12 protein-coding genes are annotated in these 15,638 nt (G+C 63.4%); 3 read left to right on the plus strand and 9 right to left on the minus strand.

Annotated features, from left to right (window positions below; genetic code table 11):
- Window positions 1–15: 15 nt before the first annotated feature.
- The 8 genes from argC to EWF95_RS09010 all read right to left on the minus strand — a co-directional run bounded on the left by argC (window position 16) and on the right by EWF95_RS09010 (window position 8,724).
- On the minus strand, window positions 16–1,059 hold the full coding sequence (argC, locus tag EWF95_RS08975; RefSeq protein ID WP_142443718.1) for an N-acetyl-gamma-glutamyl-phosphate reductase: 1,044 nt from the start codon (window positions 1,057–1,059) through the stop codon (window positions 16–18).
- On the minus strand, window positions 1,056–1,931 hold the full coding sequence (gene lysX, locus EWF95_RS08980) for a lysine biosynthesis protein LysX (RefSeq protein ID WP_142443719.1): 876 nt from the start codon (window positions 1,929–1,931) through the stop codon (window positions 1,056–1,058). Before lysX ends, argC begins: the two co-directional genes overlap by 4 nt.
- Window positions 1,932–1,985: 54 nt before the next feature.
- Complete coding sequence (gene lysW / locus EWF95_RS08985; RefSeq protein ID WP_142443720.1) at window positions 1,986–2,156, minus strand: lysine biosynthesis protein LysW; 171 nt, start codon at window positions 2,154–2,156, stop codon at window positions 1,986–1,988.
- Between the two features lie 210 nt (window positions 2,157–2,366).
- Window positions 2,367–3,863, minus strand: coding sequence for an argininosuccinate lyase (argH, locus tag EWF95_RS08990; RefSeq protein ID WP_142443721.1), 1,497 nt, complete (start codon window positions 3,861–3,863; stop codon window positions 2,367–2,369).
- A gap of 6 nt (window positions 3,864–3,869) precedes the next feature.
- Window positions 3,870–5,099, minus strand: coding sequence for an argininosuccinate synthase (locus EWF95_RS08995; RefSeq protein WP_142443722.1), 1,230 nt, complete (start codon window positions 5,097–5,099; stop codon window positions 3,870–3,872).
- Window positions 5,100–5,409: 310 nt separating this feature from the next.
- Complete coding sequence (locus EWF95_RS09000; protein ID WP_142443723.1) at window positions 5,410–6,027, minus strand: dolichol kinase; 618 nt, start codon at window positions 6,025–6,027, stop codon at window positions 5,410–5,412.
- A gap of 49 nt (window positions 6,028–6,076) precedes the next feature.
- On the minus strand, window positions 6,077–7,867 hold the full coding sequence (gene glyS, locus EWF95_RS09005; RefSeq protein WP_142443724.1) for a glycine--tRNA ligase: 1,791 nt from the start codon (window positions 7,865–7,867) through the stop codon (window positions 6,077–6,079).
- Window positions 7,867–8,724, minus strand: coding sequence for a CBS domain-containing protein (locus EWF95_RS09010; RefSeq protein ID WP_142443725.1), 858 nt, complete (start codon window positions 8,722–8,724; stop codon window positions 7,867–7,869). The genes glyS and EWF95_RS09010 overlap by 1 nt, the downstream gene beginning before the upstream one ends.
- Before the next feature lie 104 nt (window positions 8,725–8,828).
- On the opposite strand from EWF95_RS09010, the gene EWF95_RS13575 reads away from it, so the two are divergent.
- The 3 genes from EWF95_RS13575 to EWF95_RS09020 all read left to right on the plus strand — a co-directional run bounded on the left by EWF95_RS13575 (window position 8,829) and on the right by EWF95_RS09020 (window position 10,454).
- Entirely contained in the window at window positions 8,829–8,996 is a 168-nt protein-coding gene (locus EWF95_RS13575) for a DUF7556 family protein (RefSeq protein ID WP_185911752.1), read from the plus strand.
- A 175-nt stretch (window positions 8,997–9,171) separates the two neighbouring features.
- Entirely contained in the window at window positions 9,172–9,456 is a 285-nt protein-coding gene (locus EWF95_RS09015) for a hypothetical protein (protein ID WP_142443726.1), read from the plus strand.
- A 710-nt stretch (window positions 9,457–10,166) separates the two neighbouring features.
- Window positions 10,167–10,454, plus strand: a complete 288-nt coding sequence (locus EWF95_RS09020; protein WP_142443727.1) for a hypothetical protein — start codon at window positions 10,167–10,169, stop codon at window positions 10,452–10,454.
- A gap of 36 nt (window positions 10,455–10,490) precedes the next feature.
- Here EWF95_RS09020 and polC read toward each other — a convergent pair whose 3' ends face one another.
- Complete coding sequence (gene polC / locus EWF95_RS09025) at window positions 10,491–15,572, minus strand: DNA polymerase II large subunit (protein WP_142443935.1); 5,082 nt, start codon at window positions 15,570–15,572, stop codon at window positions 10,491–10,493.
- Between the last annotated feature and the right edge of the window lie 66 nt (window positions 15,573–15,638).

Genomic DNA, 15,638 nt, shown 5'->3' on the forward strand with positions numbered 1-15,638 from the left:
AACAACCACTCCGTGTTATGGCGCGCCGACCGGGTGGAGCCCCTGAAAGTCGAGGCCCGCGGTCTCATCGAGGCCGAGGGCGATGTTCGTGCCGTGGATCGCCTGGCCGGCCGAGCCCTTCATCATGTTGTCGATTGCGGAGAAGGCGACGAGTCGCTTGTTGCCGGGATCGAGTTCGAAGCCGACCTCAGCCATGTTGGTGCCGGCGACCGCCTTCGGTTCGGGGTAGCGGTAGACGCCACCGCCGCCGGCGACCAGCCGGACGAACGGTTCGTCCTCGTAGCTCTCGCGGTAGGCACTCCAGAGGTCGCCCTTCGAGACGGGCTCGCCGGGGAAGACGTGGCAGGTCGCCGACGAGCCACGGGTCATATCGACCGCATGCACCGTGAACGACAGCGAGACGCCGAGGAACTGCTCGATCTCGGCCTCGTGGCGGTGGCCCGTCGGGGCGTACGGGCGGACGACGCCCGACCGCTCGGGATGACTGGAGGCGTCGCCGCCGCCCGCGCCACCCTCCGAGGAGCCGACCTTCACGTCGGCGACGATCTGCTCGTCACCGGAGAGGATGCCAGAATCGAAAAGCGGTTTCAGGCCCAGGATCGTCGAGGCGGCGTTGCAGCCGCCGCTGGCGATGAGGTCAGCGCCCGGCAACTGGTCGCGGGTCAATTCGGGGAGGGCGTAGACGCTCTTATCCAGGTATTCGGGCGCGCTGTGGCCGTCGTACCACTCCTCGTACTGGTCGGCCGTGTTGAGCCGGAAGTCCGCCGAGAGATCGACGACAGTGTCGGCGTGTTCGTAAAATTCGTCGATCTGTTCCATCGAGACGCCGTGCGGGGTTGCCGCGAACAGTACGTCCACCGATTCGAGGTCGTCGGGCGAACTGAATCGCAGGTCGAGTTCGCGGAGATTGGGGTGGGAGTAGCCGATCGTTTTGTTCGCCTTCGAGCGGCTGGTCGCCTGCTTGATCTCGAAGTTGGGATGGCCGGCGAGCAGGCGGAGCAACTCGCCGCCGGTGAAGCCGGTACCGCCGACGACGCTGGCGGTGTAGGTCTCGCTCATTGGGGTGCCTCCGGGGTCTGGGCTTTCCTTTCCAGCCAATCGACGACGGTGGCCGGCACGTCGGTATCGACACAGCCGTTGAGGGCTTTGAATTCGACGGTGTGGTTGATCTCGTGAACGGTGTACTCGCCGCTTTCCTCGCCGCCGACTTCCATTAGATCGACGCCGAGCAGGCCACCGCCGACCGCGTCGCTCGCTTTTTCGACGAGGTCGCGGGCGGTATCGTCGAGTTCGAAGGCGTCGGTGTCACCGCCTTTCGCGGCGTTGGTCAGCCAGTGATCCGAGGTTCTGGTCATCGCCGCGACAGGCTCGCCGTCGGTGGCGACGACGCGGATGTCGCGGCCGGGCTTATCGACGAACTCCTGGACGTAGAACACCTTGTGCTCGTAGTGGCCGAGGACTTTCTTGTGCTCCAGAATAGCTTCGGCCGCGCTCTCGGAGTCGATCTTCGCCATCAGGCGACCCCACGAGCCGACGACCGGCTTGAGCACACAGGGGTAGCCGAAGGACTCGATGGCCTCCATCGCCGCATCGACGGTGAAGGTGACTTTCGTATCCGGCGTCGGGACGCCAGCGTCGTCGAGTGCGAGACTGTTTTTCACCTTGTCGGCACACACGTCGGCCGTTTCAGGGCTGTTGACAACGGGCACGTCGTAGTGATCGATAAAGCGCGTCGCGTACAGTGACCGGCTCGTCGACAGACAGCGGTCGACGACGAGATCGAGCTCCTCGACGTTGGCAGTTGTGCCGTCAAGGCCGAACTGGTGTTTCCGCACGTCGATCTTCTCGATTTCGTGGTCGCGGTCGCGCAGCTCGTTGAGCAACAGCTTCTCGTCCTGCCTGATCCGCGAGTAGAGGATACCGATCTTCATTGTGCTGTGTTTGGATCGTTCGCCCCCGCTGCGGCCGCGGGCGTCGCAGCCACGTTACTCGCCCCAGTCCTCTTCGAGTTCCGGGGCCGTGTCGAGTTCCGGCGGGTCGGCTGCGAGGACTTCCAACTCGGCACCGCAGGTGCCGCAGTCGAGGATCTCTCCGACTTCGAGGTCGTCGTGCAGGTCGACGCCTGCACCGCATTCCGGACAATCTGCTTCTGACATGGGTGTACGCAGGAGTTCCCGACGTATATACTTAAACACATCGAACTTGTATGAAATTTTACACTAAATGGCGTCGCCACTTCGCGTGATTTGCGGCGTTTTTGCGGCGTAGTGAAACACTCGGATCGATTTCATGTTGGTGGTGTGCCCCCGGATGGGGGTCGCCGCCGTCGGCCCCGCCGCCGGTATCGACGCGCTGGGTACAGTGGCTCAGACATACGCCTCGACGGCCTCCTGTAATGCGTCGTCGGCTGCGGCCACCTGCTCGCGGCGCGCAGCGAGTTCGTCGCCGTCGACAGCGAGGGCTTCGCGTGCACTCTTGATCGACGCCTCTACCTGTTCGGCTGCTGGCCCGCCGCGGGAGTCGCGGCTCGCTACGCTTGCGGCGGGATCGAGCGCGGATTCGACGCTCTTCTCGTCGACGTACTCGAACAGCGATTCGCCCAGCACGTCTTCGGCGGCTGCGTCAAGTACGGCGGCCGTCACGCCGTCGTCGCTGTGTTCGGCTTCCTCGGCTGCCAGCGCGACGACCTCGTGGGCCGTGCGGAACGGCAGGCCGGCCATCGCCAACAGGTCGGCGATACCGGTCGCCGTCGCAAAGCCGGCGTCGGCTTCCGCCGCCAGCACCTCGGCGTTCCAGTCGGCGGTCGCCACTGCGCCCGCCGCGATCGACGACGCCTCGACGACGGCGTCGACCGCGCGGAACGTGTGTGGGTGCGCGCGCTGGAGGTCGCGGTTGTACGCCCGCGGCAGCCCCTTCAATGTCGTCAACAGCCCCGTCAACTCGCCGGTCGCATCGCCGGCAACTGCGCGGGTTAACTCCAGCGTATCGGGATTTTTTTTCTGGGGCATGATCGAGGAGGTCGAACTGTAGTCGTCCGACAGATCGAGATACCCCTTGTTGGCGAAGACGACGATGTCCTCGGCGAGTCCCGACAGCGTGGTCGCGTGGATCGCCAGCGCGGCGGTCGCTTCCGCGAGGAAGTCCCGCGCTGAGGCGGCGTCCATCGAGTTCTCGACGACGCGGCCGAAGCCGAGCAACTCGGCCGTGCGCTCGCGGTCGATATCGAACGGCGTGCCCGCGAAGGCCGCGCCGCCGAGCGGCGATTCGTTCGTGCGGTCGTAGGCATCGAGCAGGCGTGCGGTGTCGCGCCCGACGGCGGCCGCATACGACGAGAGGTAGTGGCCGACCGTCGTCGGTTGGGCCGGCTGGAGATGCGTGTAGCCGGGCATCACCGTCTCGCTGTGCTCGGCGGCTGCTTCCAGCAACGATTCGCGCAGCGCGAGCGTCGTCTCGACGGCCTCCAACAGATCCGCGCGAAGGCGGTAGCGAATACAGGTCGCTACCTCGTCGTTGCGGCTGCGAGCGGTGTGCATCTTCCCGCCGTCGGGGCCGACGCAGTCGATGACAGCTGACTCGATGGCTTCGTGGACATCCTCGCCATCGGGGAGGTCGCCGTGCCCGGCCGATTCGACATCATCGAGCGCGCCCAGAACCTCGCCGGCTACGTCGTCGTCGATGATCCCTTGTTCGGCGAGCATGACAACGTGGGCGCGGTCGACCGCAAGGTCGGCGTCGAAAATCCGACTGTCGCCGGCGAGACTCGATAAGAACTCGCGGGCGGGGCCGCCGCTGAAGCGGTCACGGCGGACGACCGTCTCGTCGTCCGCGTCGTCGCCGCTGCCGGCTGTCGCGTCGTCGCCCATGATTGCTTACTCGTCGCTCTCGTCGTCGCCGTCGCTCGCCTTGCGTTTCGCGTCGGCGGCGCGCTTGGCTTCGGCGGCGATGCGATCCTGATAGCCGTGATATTTGGCGACGCCGGTCGCGTCGGCTTGGGTGATGTCGCCGACTTTCTCGGTGTTGAAGGAGGCGGCGTCGGCGGAGTAGACGGCATACTCGCTGTCGCGGCCGACGACGCGGGCTTGGCCACCTTCGAAGCGGATCGTCACCGTGCCGGTGACTTTGGTCTGCGTCTCCTCGATGAAGCCCTCCAGTGCGGCGACGAGCGGGCCATCGACGAGGCCCTCGTAGCCTTTCTGGCTCCACTCGGCGTCGACCTGCTGTTTGAAGTCGCGTTCCTCTTTCGTGAGGACGAGTGCTTCCAGCCCCTCGTGAGCGTTGAGCAGCGTCGTCGCCGCCGGGTGTTCGTAGTTTTCTCTCACTTTGAGCCCGAGCATGCGGTCTTCCATCATGTCGGTACGGCCGACGCCGTAGGAGCCGGCGAGTTCGTTGAGTTCTTCGATGAGTTCGATAGGCTTCATTGCCTCGCCGTTCAGCGAGACGGGATAGCCGTTCTCGAAGCCGAGTTCGATCTCCTCGCCGAAGCCGCTCGGCGCGGTCGTCCACTCGTAGATCTCCTCGCCCGGCACGTAATCTGGCTCTTCGAGGTCGCCGCCCTCGATGGAGCGGCTCCAGAGGTTCGTGTCGATCGACCACGTACCCTCGTTGCCGGCCTCGACCGGGAGGTTGCGCTCGGCGGCGTACTCGATCTCCCAGTCGCGGGTCATCCCCATCTCGCGGACGGGCGCGATGACGTCGAGATCGGAGGCTCGCCAGACGGCCTCGAAACGGAGTTGGTCGTTGCCCTTGCCGGTACAGCCGTGGGCGATGCCGTCGCAGTCCTCCTCCTCGGCGACGCGGAGGATCGCTTTGGCGATCACCGGCCGGGCGAGGGCGGTGCCCAGCGGATAGCCCTGATAGTCGGCGTTGGCGCGGACGGCGTCGAAACAGAGGTCGGCGAACTCCGCTTTGGCGTCGACGACGTGGTGGTCAAGATCGAGCGCCTCGGCGGTTTCTCGGGCTTCCTCGAACTCGTCGGCCGGCTGGCCGACGTCAACGGTGACGCCGATCACTTCATCGTAGTCGTACTCCTCTTCGAGAACCGGCACGCAGACGGTCGTATCGAGTCCGCCGCTGAACGCCAGTGCCACGCGGTTTGTCATTACTCCCACCAAACGGGGAGTGGGCCTTAAATTCAGTGATTTACAAATCCGAAAATAGCCGGATAGACGGCTCTACGCGGTTAAAAATAGGGTTTCGCGGAACGAAACAGCGACGGTCGAACCAGAACCGAGGCCTACCGGCCCGACCGTCGAAACGAGGCGAGGCCGCCGGTCGGCCCCGCTCGCGGTAGTCGCCGCAGCCGCCGCTCGCCGACGAACGCTGGCGCGGTGCGACGGGCGACTGCCATTATCCCGTGGTTGGTGGGCGGCTACAAAACCATTACGTGATCGCTTCGTGTGCAATCGCCCCTCAGAACCACAGCGGATCGAAGCCGGTGTCGACGCCGAGTAGCCAGAACGCAACGGCGATACCCGCGGCGGCGACCGGCGGGATCGTCAGATTGTCGTCGACAGCGACACCACGAACGACCGGTTTGATCCCGTCGGCGACCGCGCCGACAGCCGCGCCGACCGCCGCCGCGACAGCCCCGACACCGAGGGTCGACCCGGCGACGGTAAACGGGACGGCGAGGACGAAACAGACGCCGAACATCGCGGCGACGACCGCGGGGCGTTTGTGTTCGTCGGCCGCGTTGTCGCCCAACTCGCCGCTGATCGGATCGCCGAGGATGAGCATCAACATCGCCGGGATCGTCACCGCCGGGCCGAACAACACGGCGACGCTCGTCATACTCAGCATGTAGAGCGCGTAGCCCGCGACCGCGTGCTGTTCGTAGGGGCGGGTGATCTCGTCGTAGATCCGGTGATCGAGACCGACGACGAGCCGCAGGAATTCGAGGGTGAAGACGATCCCGGTCACGACGAGCATGAAATACCGGAGCTCCGTCCACGTCACGATCTCCAGCAGGTAGATCGCCGGCATCCCGACGCCGCTGGCGTGGATCGCCCGCCGGCCGTACTCGCTCATGGTCGTCGTCTCGGTGTTGGTCGACGCATCGATACTGGCTGGTGCATCGTCAGGCGGTCGTTACGTCGGTATCGACGCGCTCGTAGCGATCCTGTAGATCGGCGAACGTACCGTCGCCGGCCAGAACGGCCTCCAGTTCGGCGGCGAGATCGGCCACCGAGATGCGGAGCTGGCTCGCCGAATCGCGTTCCCGCAGCGTCACCGTCGGCTCGCTGTCGCCTTCCAGTCCCTCGTGGTCGACGGTCACACAGAACGGCGTCCCGATCTCGTCTTGGCGGCGGTATCGACGGCCGATTGAGCCCGAGTCGTCGTAGCTGACCGACAGGCCTGCGGCCCGCAGCTCGTCGGCCACGTCGTCGGCGGTTGTCACGAGGTCGTCGTCGCCGACGAGCGGGAAGACGGCCACGTCGGTCGGGGCGATTTCCGGGGCCAGCGAGAGATACGTCCGCGTCTCGTCGTCGACGGTGTCCTCGCTGTAGGCGTGATCGAGCAGCGTGTAGACCGTCCGGCCGACACCGAAGGAGGGTTCGACGACGTGTGGCGTGATGTGCTCGCCGTTTTCCGTCTGTTCCTCAACGGAGAAGTTCGCCACGTCGGTGTCGATGGTGTAGCTCTCGCCGTCAACGTCGACGGTAACTTCGTTGCTATCGAAGGCATCTGGGTCGCTCTCGGCGAGTTCCTGTAGGGCGTCGGCCACGTCGCCGGCCGCGCCGCCGAACTCGGGGCCGAGCGCGGACATGTCGGGATTGACGGTCGCGCGTTCGACCGTTTTCGGCTCGTCGTAGCGTTTGAAAACCGTAAATCGATCCTCGGAGTGTTCGCCGTGTTTGCGGAGGTCGTAGTCGCCGCGGTAGGCGAAGCCGGCGATCTCGATCCAGTTGCCGCCGACTTCGCTTTCGGCGTCCCAACAGTCGGCGGCGTAGTGGGCCCGCTCGCCAGCGAGGTGTTGGCGGAAGCGGAACCGATCCATGTCGACGCCGACGCGCTCGTACCAGCCTTGGGCGACGCCGAGGAAGTAGGCCACCCACGGCGAGCCGATGATCTCCTCGTCGATCGCTTCGCCAATCGTCGTCTGGATGTAGTCGCCGTCGTCGGCGTTCTGTTCGCTCGCGGGGTAGAGCGTCACTTCGACATCCGCCACGTCTTCCAGCGGCGGTTCGTCCTCCTCGGGATCGATGAACTGTTCTAACTCGGCTTGGGTAAACTCGCGCACGCGAATGATGCCACGGCGTGGGCTGATCTCGTTGCGGTAGGCCGGCCCGATCTGGGTGACACCGAAGGGGAGTTGCCCACGAGCGTACTCCTTGAGTCGCGGGAACTCGACGAAGATGCCTTGGGCTGTCTCGGGTCGCAGATAGCCGGGCTGGCCGCTGCCGGGGCCGATTGAGGTCTCGAACATGAGGTTGAAGTCCTCGACCGGCTCGCCCGACAGCGCGGCCCCGCAGGTCGGACACGCGAGGTCGTGCTCGCGGATCAGTTCCTCGACGCGGTCGACGCCGAGGGCTTCGGCGTCTTCGATGTCGGCGACGGCGTCCTCGATCAGGTGATCGGCGCGGTGGCTCTCGCCGCACTCCGCACACTCGATGAGCATGTCGTCGAACCCGTCGAGATGGCCCGACGCCTCGAAGACGGGTTCGGGCATCACGGTCGGGGCTTCGATCTCCTCGTTGCCGAGTCGGAGGGTGAACCGCTCGCGCCACGCGGATTCGACATTTCGTTTGAGGGCCGCGCCCTCCGGGCCGAAGGTGTAGAAGCCCGCCGTCCCGCCGTAGGCCTCGTTGGCACCGAAGAAGAAGCCGCGGCGTTTGGCGAGTTCGGTGAGTGCCTGCTGGCCGACCATCAGAGCCCCTCCAGCAGGTCGATGTCGCGGACGATGCCGACGAGGTCGCCGCCGGAGACCAGCGGAATCTGCTCGATGTCGTTGGTGATCATCGCTTGAGCGGCGTCGGTCGCGGTCTTGGTCTTGCCGATGGTGATCACGTCGCTGGTCATGATCTCGGCGACCGGTTCGGCCGGGATTTCGACGTTACGGGTCGGGAAGTAGCTGTTGCCGACGGCTTTGATGCCTTCCCAGGCCCACTCGGAGTCCTGTTCGGCGATGGATTCGCCGGTGTCGTCTTCGCCCTCGACGACGCGGGCGATCTCGACGATGTCGACCTCGGTGAGCATCCCTGTCATGTCGCCGTCGTCGTTGAGGACGACGGTGTAGGGCACGCGGGCGTAGTAGATCTCGCGTTCGGCAACAGTGAGGGGGGTGTCAACGTAGGTCGTGTTGATCTCATGGGTCGCCAACTCGCCGACCGCTGTCTCGCCGTCGATCTGCTCGCGGGCGATGGCGTGTACCACGTCGGTGACGGTGATGATCCCGTCGAGTTCGTCGTTGTCCGTGGGATCGACGACCGGGACGCGGCGGGCGTCGTTGTCGACCATGTGGGCGGCCGCATCGAGGATGTCGGTCTCGGGGGTGAGCGTGGCGACCTCCTCGGTCAGCAACGCGAGTTGATCCTCATCAGGGCGTTCGATCAGCGAATCGCGGGAGACGATCCCCCGGTAGACATCGACACCGTCGACCGATTTGGTCACCGGCACCGACGAGAAGCCGTACTCTTGTAGGTACGTCAGGACATCGTCACGGGTGCCCGGGAGCTCAACGGTCACAAGCTCGTTGCGGGGTGTCATCGCGTCAGCGACGTTCATACCCCGGGCTACCGTCGGCCAGCCTCTTGTATCAACCGAAGGCGGCCGTTGACGCGGCGGTCGGTTCCGATATGATTAAATACCTGAGCGTGTGAGAGTATTCCATGACACAGGATCACACGCCTGTCAGGGATGCCGGAACGCCCGAAGTCATGGCTGCCGTCGACGACGCTGACAGCCGGCCCTCGTATGTCATCGCCGACATCAGCCGCGACTGCGCGTGGCTCTCGGTCAACGAAACCGACGCTGTGATCCTCTCGGAGTGGTGTTAAGCTCGGCGCACGCACCCACGTATTGCTGACGCCCTATTAATTGGCCTGGCACCTATTCTCACCCAGACCGCCAGGTGTATCGCCACCGCCAGACCGGAACCACTCCCGACGCCTGAGCCACCAGCGATCGACGATAACCCGTGCAGTCAAATCCCCACACCCAATAGAGAGGGGTATGTCGAAGGAGATCCCGGATCCCACAGAGACACGACGATTTGAAAACGGGAAGGTTATCGAAATCAAGGTTGACGGCGAGATCGTGATGCGGATCGAACGGCAAAACGAGATCTTTACCTCACCCATCGAGGATGCCGGGATCTGGGCCGCCCTGTCCGGAATTATCGGCTCCATCGATGAGACACTGGATGACAAACTCGACTCCGAACCCCACGAGGTGTTGGCGGAACACGAGGTCGAGATACGGGCGGGTCACGCCGGCGACTGGGATCAGATCAACTGACGATCAGTGTGGGTGCGACACCAACGATACGCAACTAAAACAGCCAGATGTCGAAAAACGCCCTCCCCGTCTGTATGACGGGATCAGGCGTACCAAACCAGTGTCAACGTGTGTTGACTGTTCAAACCGCCTGCCCGGAAAGGTGACGGTTTCCGCCTGCCCGGAAGTGGTCAGACGGTATCGGAATCGTGGCACGGTGTAATAATAAAACTACCCCCGAAATTCTCAAAGCCGGTAATCGTGGCGCGAACAGACGAGCCTGCTTCGCGGACAACCATCCGAACCAGGATCCGAGCCAGACACCTGATACGAACATTACATTATTTGATTTGATATTCTGAACACCACTTATTTATATCACACGTCGGAACCAACAGTTGTCGCCTCGTGTCAACGAGTGCGGCTGTCGAACACGCCTGCCCGGAACAGGTCGGGAAGCGAGAGTTGCTTCCCACTTTACGTCTCTTCATCGACGACAGCACTCCGCAGATATCGTGGTCAACTCCCAAACAGTACTGAGAGACTCCGTTCGCGTCCCACCCAATTCGCCGCAATGCGGTGCGACGATCGCGTTCATACGTGTCACCGATACAATACAATCGTTTTTACATGTGGGATACAACGGTATAGCTAATAGGGGGTTTGTGATGCGACAGCAGATCAACGGCGACGGGGCAGGGGGTAGCGACACGGAACAAACAATGGGAGCAATGCCAGCACAGATACATCACTGGATCACCGAGACATACTTTTCTGGTGGGTTGAAGACGAACCCTCACTCCGACACACTGCTGCTGTACGGGGGAACGTTCATGATCGGCGGGCTTGTCGCGGTGGCCCTCTCATTCGGCCTGAACCTCTTTTCGTTTGTCGTCGCGCGCGTCATGCTGTATACGAGTGCCGCACTGCTGGTCGTCGGGATCGGCCTCTGGGTCATCCATGCGACCTGTCTCAGCCTCGGCTATCTTGCCCGGATCGAACGCCGGCTGTTGGGATAATCGACCGCGACAAGGTACGACGCGCCCGACGCGCCGTCACATGAAGTCGGCGATGCCGCTCTGTTTGTTTTTGTCGTTCTCGAAGATCGACTCCAGAGAGCGTTCGAGGATCCGGAGTCGCTGTTTGGTGTACTCCCGGCAGCCGAACCGATCGGCGACCTCGATGGCGGTATCCATGTACTTGTTGACAGAGCCCTCGTGGACGGTCAGGTTGACACGGCCACCACACTCCCGGCAGTCGCCTGACAGCGGCATCCGCCGGTAGCTCTCCCCGCAGTCGAGACACCGGGTTTCCTGTCGAGAGAACGCCCGGAGGTTCCCGATCAGATCGGGCAGGAAGTGGTACTCGATGACGCGCTCGGCCACGTCGGTCTCATCGACCGCCCGGAGCTTGCGGGCCAACTCCAGTTGGGCGTCCATCTTGTCCATCATCGAGTCCAGCGTCTTGTACGCCGAGAGGCTCGGCCCCATGTGGATGTTCGTCGTCGAGTGGGTGTGTTCGAAGCCGTGATACTGTTCGGTCGTATCGAGGGTGTCCTCGCCGGTCGTGATGTCGACGGCCTCGGGGTCGGCCATCTCGCGGGTCGCCTCGTAGAACTCTCGTGGGTACGAGGAGACGATATCCATGTTGTGGGCCTCGTCGTCGATCTCGGTGGGATCGACCCGCGAAGACATGACGAGCGGAGCGTCCATGCGGCCGCCGCGCTGATCCGGGAGAAACTGTCGAGAAAAGTTCAAAAGACCGTCCATGAGCAACATTACGCAGTCCTCGTCGCCGTCACACTGCGATTCTAACGTATCATTTACGATAAGTGTGTGCGTGTCTTCGACCGTCAGGCAGTAGGTGTACTCCTCTTCCGACTCGGCATACTCGATACTGACCACGGAATCAACAAGGAAGTCGCCGTTCCCGCCATCGAACACACGTCGTTTCCGGTGGGAGATAGCCTCGACCTGTTGCTGGAGTTGTGTATCCTTTCGCGTGAGGTGGAAGCCGACCGTCTCGGCAAACTCAACAGCATCCTGTGAGCTGATTCTGAGCTTGTAACTCTGGGCCGCTAGCGACGGGTCATCGCTGTCGTAGAACTCCGGAAACTGTTCGGCAAGCTGTACTGGTTCGGTAGTCTTCACTCTGCCTGCGATGTTGAGGCGCGTGAGCAACGCCAGTACATCCTGTTTTAGCTCCGGACTAACTGTCGTCGCCGACACGGTGAGGCTGTCCACAGCAATGCTTCCATCGCCACTGAAGTACCCACTGAGGTACGCGGAAATAATCGGTTTCGGCGCGTTGAAAATACACTGTGGCACGCGCTTCGTCTCCGCGAAGATGCCCGCGTCTAACACCGTATCGAAGAACGTCCGCGGCAACCGACCCGAAACGGTAATTTTCGCGTCGTTCTCGCGGTACGGTTCGACGCCGAACTCGCGTTCGAACACGTCGATATAGAACTCACGCGCTTCCGTCTCCGTCCCGCAGATCGTCGTCTGGTGGATCGTCCCCTTCGGCGTTTCTTGTTCGCGGGCGAACCCCTCGGCGGCATAGTATCCCAGCAGCGTCGCCATGTCCTCGGTGAGTTCCACTAGCCGATTCATCTCGGTGGAATCGCGCTTCATCCCCAACGTCACGTCGTCAGGCACGAAGTCGAGAACAGCTTCGACTGAGTCGCACAGTTCCAGCAGGATATGTGCCGGAACACTCCCGCGATAGAGGTAGTTACTCAGCGTTTTGTGTGACATCTCGAAGTACTCGGCCGTACTCTTCAACGGGTAGAACTGCCCGTCCCAGTCGGCCGCCAACTTCGCTTCGAACAGGTCGTAAAGAGTGTCCTTCTCGATGCCTTTGATCATCAATCGCTCGTTGTCGACCGCGTCGGCCCGGATGAACTCCGCTAGCAGGTCGAACTGCTGTGGCTCCGCCGACGGCTGTACGGTATCGAGGTGTTCCGGTGTGATGAGCGAATCCGTCGAGGTAAGCTCGCTGGCCCGCTTCGTTCGTCGTTCGCCGTCCTCGAAAACCTGCATCTCGTGGTTCGGTGTCACCGTGAGTTCTCGCCCGCTCCGAGTTTCAATGTCGATCATGTGATCGGGCGCGGGATGCTTCGAGAGTGCTTCGACCGGCTTCGTCACAATCGATCCGTCGTCGTCGATGCTGGGCACCGAAATCGCGCCGTCGATCTCCTCGATCAGCGTTCCGAAGTCGTCCTCGCGTGGGTCGTCTAAGCGATCCTCAACGACCGCCCGGATCGTCTCGTGGTGCCACTCGCCGACCTCGTCTTCGAGCCAGAGTTTCGTGTCGGGATGGAAGCAGTTCCGCCGCTTGGCGGCATGAAAGTACGGATGAGCGTAACCGACTGCGGCACTCGTAAATCCAATCACACGCCCGACAACTGCGGCACTCGTGTGGGGTGCCATCCCGAAGACGAGTTCGCCGACGAGATCGTCGCGGTCGTCGATATCGTAGAACGCGGGTAGCCCGTAGAACCGCTCTAAGAGGTCGTCGACGAAGTCGGCCGTCTTGATCATGTGTTCGGCCGCGCCATCCGAGAGGACGATATCCTGCACCTTGAGTTCAACCAGTTGATCGTCGTGTCGCAGCGGGTCGCCGTCGATGTCGGTGTCGTAGCCGAGGCCGCGGAAGTGGTCAGCAGTCACGTCCAACTCCTCGGGTTTAACCGCCGTGACCGGAAGGTCGGTCATATCGTAGCGGACGGTGCCGTCCTTGAACGCGGAGACGCCGTGTTTCGCTCGGAGAATGCCCTTCTCCATCGGTTCGGGCGTCTTGTTCGCCGAGGTGAGGCCTTTGACGCCTTTCAGCATCCCGAAGTTGCCCTCGCGTTCGTTGATCGCATCGAGGGCGTCGTGGTACGCCGCGTTGAGGTCGACGGTTTCCCAGCCGGCGGCGGTGACCTCCCGGCCGCATTTCGGGCAGTCGACGCGGCCGGCCTCGTCGGGTTCACAAACGATCTCGCAGTCCTCGCATTCGTAGTGGGGTTCGGTGTGGGTATCGCAGTCCGGGCACTGCAGTTCGACCGTCTCGCTGTCGCAGTTCGGACAGCGTCGCTGGCCGATCTGCATGTCGTGGACGCCGCGGTGACCCTGCTCGTCCATCGTCGTGGCGGCCTTCGAGACGTCGCGTTGGTTGCCGCCGGCCTCGGTGATCGGGAACAGCGTGTGGACGGCCGGCGAGAGATCGCGTTTTTCGGACTTTTCGGGTCGGCCCATCCGCGCGCCGATCCGGGTTGGCGCGCGCTCCCGAAGCTCGAAGGGCGCGACCTCGTTGGCGGCGGTGATCGCGTTGTCGCCGTCGTCGTACTCGCGGGCTTCGGCTGAGAGATCGCTCCATGATTTCGCCAGACCGTCGTCGAGCCCGAGCGACAACACGAGGGGTTTCCAGTCGGGAATTTCGAGGGTGTCCTCGCGTTGGTGGTGGCCGACAAGCAACGTTTCCAGTGTCGTCCGAACCGACTCATCGCGGTCGACGACGAGCAGCCCGTCGGGGCTGTCGCCCTCGGGCCGAACCTCGCCATCGGCGACAGCAGCGGCCAACTCTTCGAAATCGGCGACGGAGATGTCGTGCCAGCAGTAGGTGTAGGTCGGGTGCAGCGGGCAGTCGTACTCGGTGGCCCACTCGATGGCCTCGGCGGCCGAAGGGTTCTCAAGGTCGACCCGGGGATCGTCTTCGAGGGCCTGGACATCCGCGCCGGCCGCCTCGAACTCCTGTACCCACCATTCGGGCGCGTACGCTGCGGGCGCGAGCGGATGGTTGTTCTCGACGAACTCGCCGTAGTTGACGAGGTACTCGCCGAGATCGAGGATTTCCTCGACGCCGTTGCGGAGTTCGAGGGCCTCCTCGGGGTCGTCGATCCGCCGCACCTCGCCGGTCGCCAGCCGGACGGTCGGCCCCTCGATTGAGTCGACGGGGATAACCCCGGCGGCCTTCCCAGGGCGTTCGGTTTTGATCTGCGTGCCCGTGGCGAGGAAGTCGTCGATGATGTGCATCGTCGCCGGGTGGACGCCCGCGGTCGCAAAGCCAAGATTGCGGGCGCGGCCGTAGCGGAGCCGGAAGCCGCCGGATTCTGAGGGGTGGCCGAAGACGGGCCGGCCAGCGATCAGATCGAGCAGGTACTTGGATTTCGGTTCGACGCGCGGCGGGCCGGCAGGGCCATTGCTGTCGGCGTCGCTGTCAGTATCGTCGTTGTCAACATCGTCGCTGTCGTCGACACCGTCCTCGCTCTCGTCGCCCTCGTCGTCCGCGTCGGCTGCGTCGCCGCTGTCTTTGCCGATGGTGCCGTCGATCAGGTCTTGGAGCCATGGCCACTCCACTTCGTCGAGTTGGCGGGTGTAGCGTTGGATCTTCGGGGCCTTCAGCGCGATCCCCTCGGCGGCGACGAGACACATCCCGCCACGCGCAGAATTGGTGTCGACGCGGTCGAGATCCCGATACCCTGAGACCTCCTCGTCGCCGGTCGCCTCGCCGTCGAGCATGATCGGCATATTCGTGGCGATAAACCGGCTTTCCTTGTCCTTCGGCGAGTACTGGAGTCCCGTTTCCTTGTCGTAGAGATTGATCTCCTCGACGTAGCGTTCGATCTCGTCGTCCCGTCCCTTGTACTCGGCGAGCCCGAGGATGCTCCGGGTGTAGTCGGCGACCAGTACCGAGAGGGCTTGGGCGGTGCCACCCGCAGAGCGGATCGGGCCGGCGTAGTAGACGTTGACGAACTCGGTGCCGTCGTCGTTTTCCAGCAGTTCGACGCGGTCGATCCCCTCGATGGGGGCGGCGACGACACCCTCGGTCAGCAGCGCGACGGCCGTTCGAACCGCGCCTTCGATTTTGCCGGCTTTGCCCTCGTAATCGCCGACCTGTCCCTCGGCGAAGTCGGCGGCGAGTTCGAGGGCGGCCTCCTCGCGGCTCATCTCGCCTTCGAGTTCGCGGACGCGTTCGGCGACGCCGGGGATGCCGAGGATGTTCTCGACGCGGTCGGCCATATCCTTCGCAATCGGGATCTCGACCTCGGGTTCGGGATCTTTGCCTTGTCCCTTCGCGCGCTCGGCGACCGTCATCGCCTCGTCGAGGCCGGCTTCGAGGCGGTCGAAATACCGCTTGTCGTCGGGGCGCATCGGGGTGCGGTTGGATTCGCTGCCATCGTCGCCTGCGGCGTTGCCGTCGGCGTTGCTGTCGGCATC

The organism is Halonotius roseus (assembly GCF_006861655.1).
Lineage (GTDB): Archaea > Halobacteriota > Halobacteria > Halobacteriales > Haloferacaceae > Halonotius > Halonotius roseus.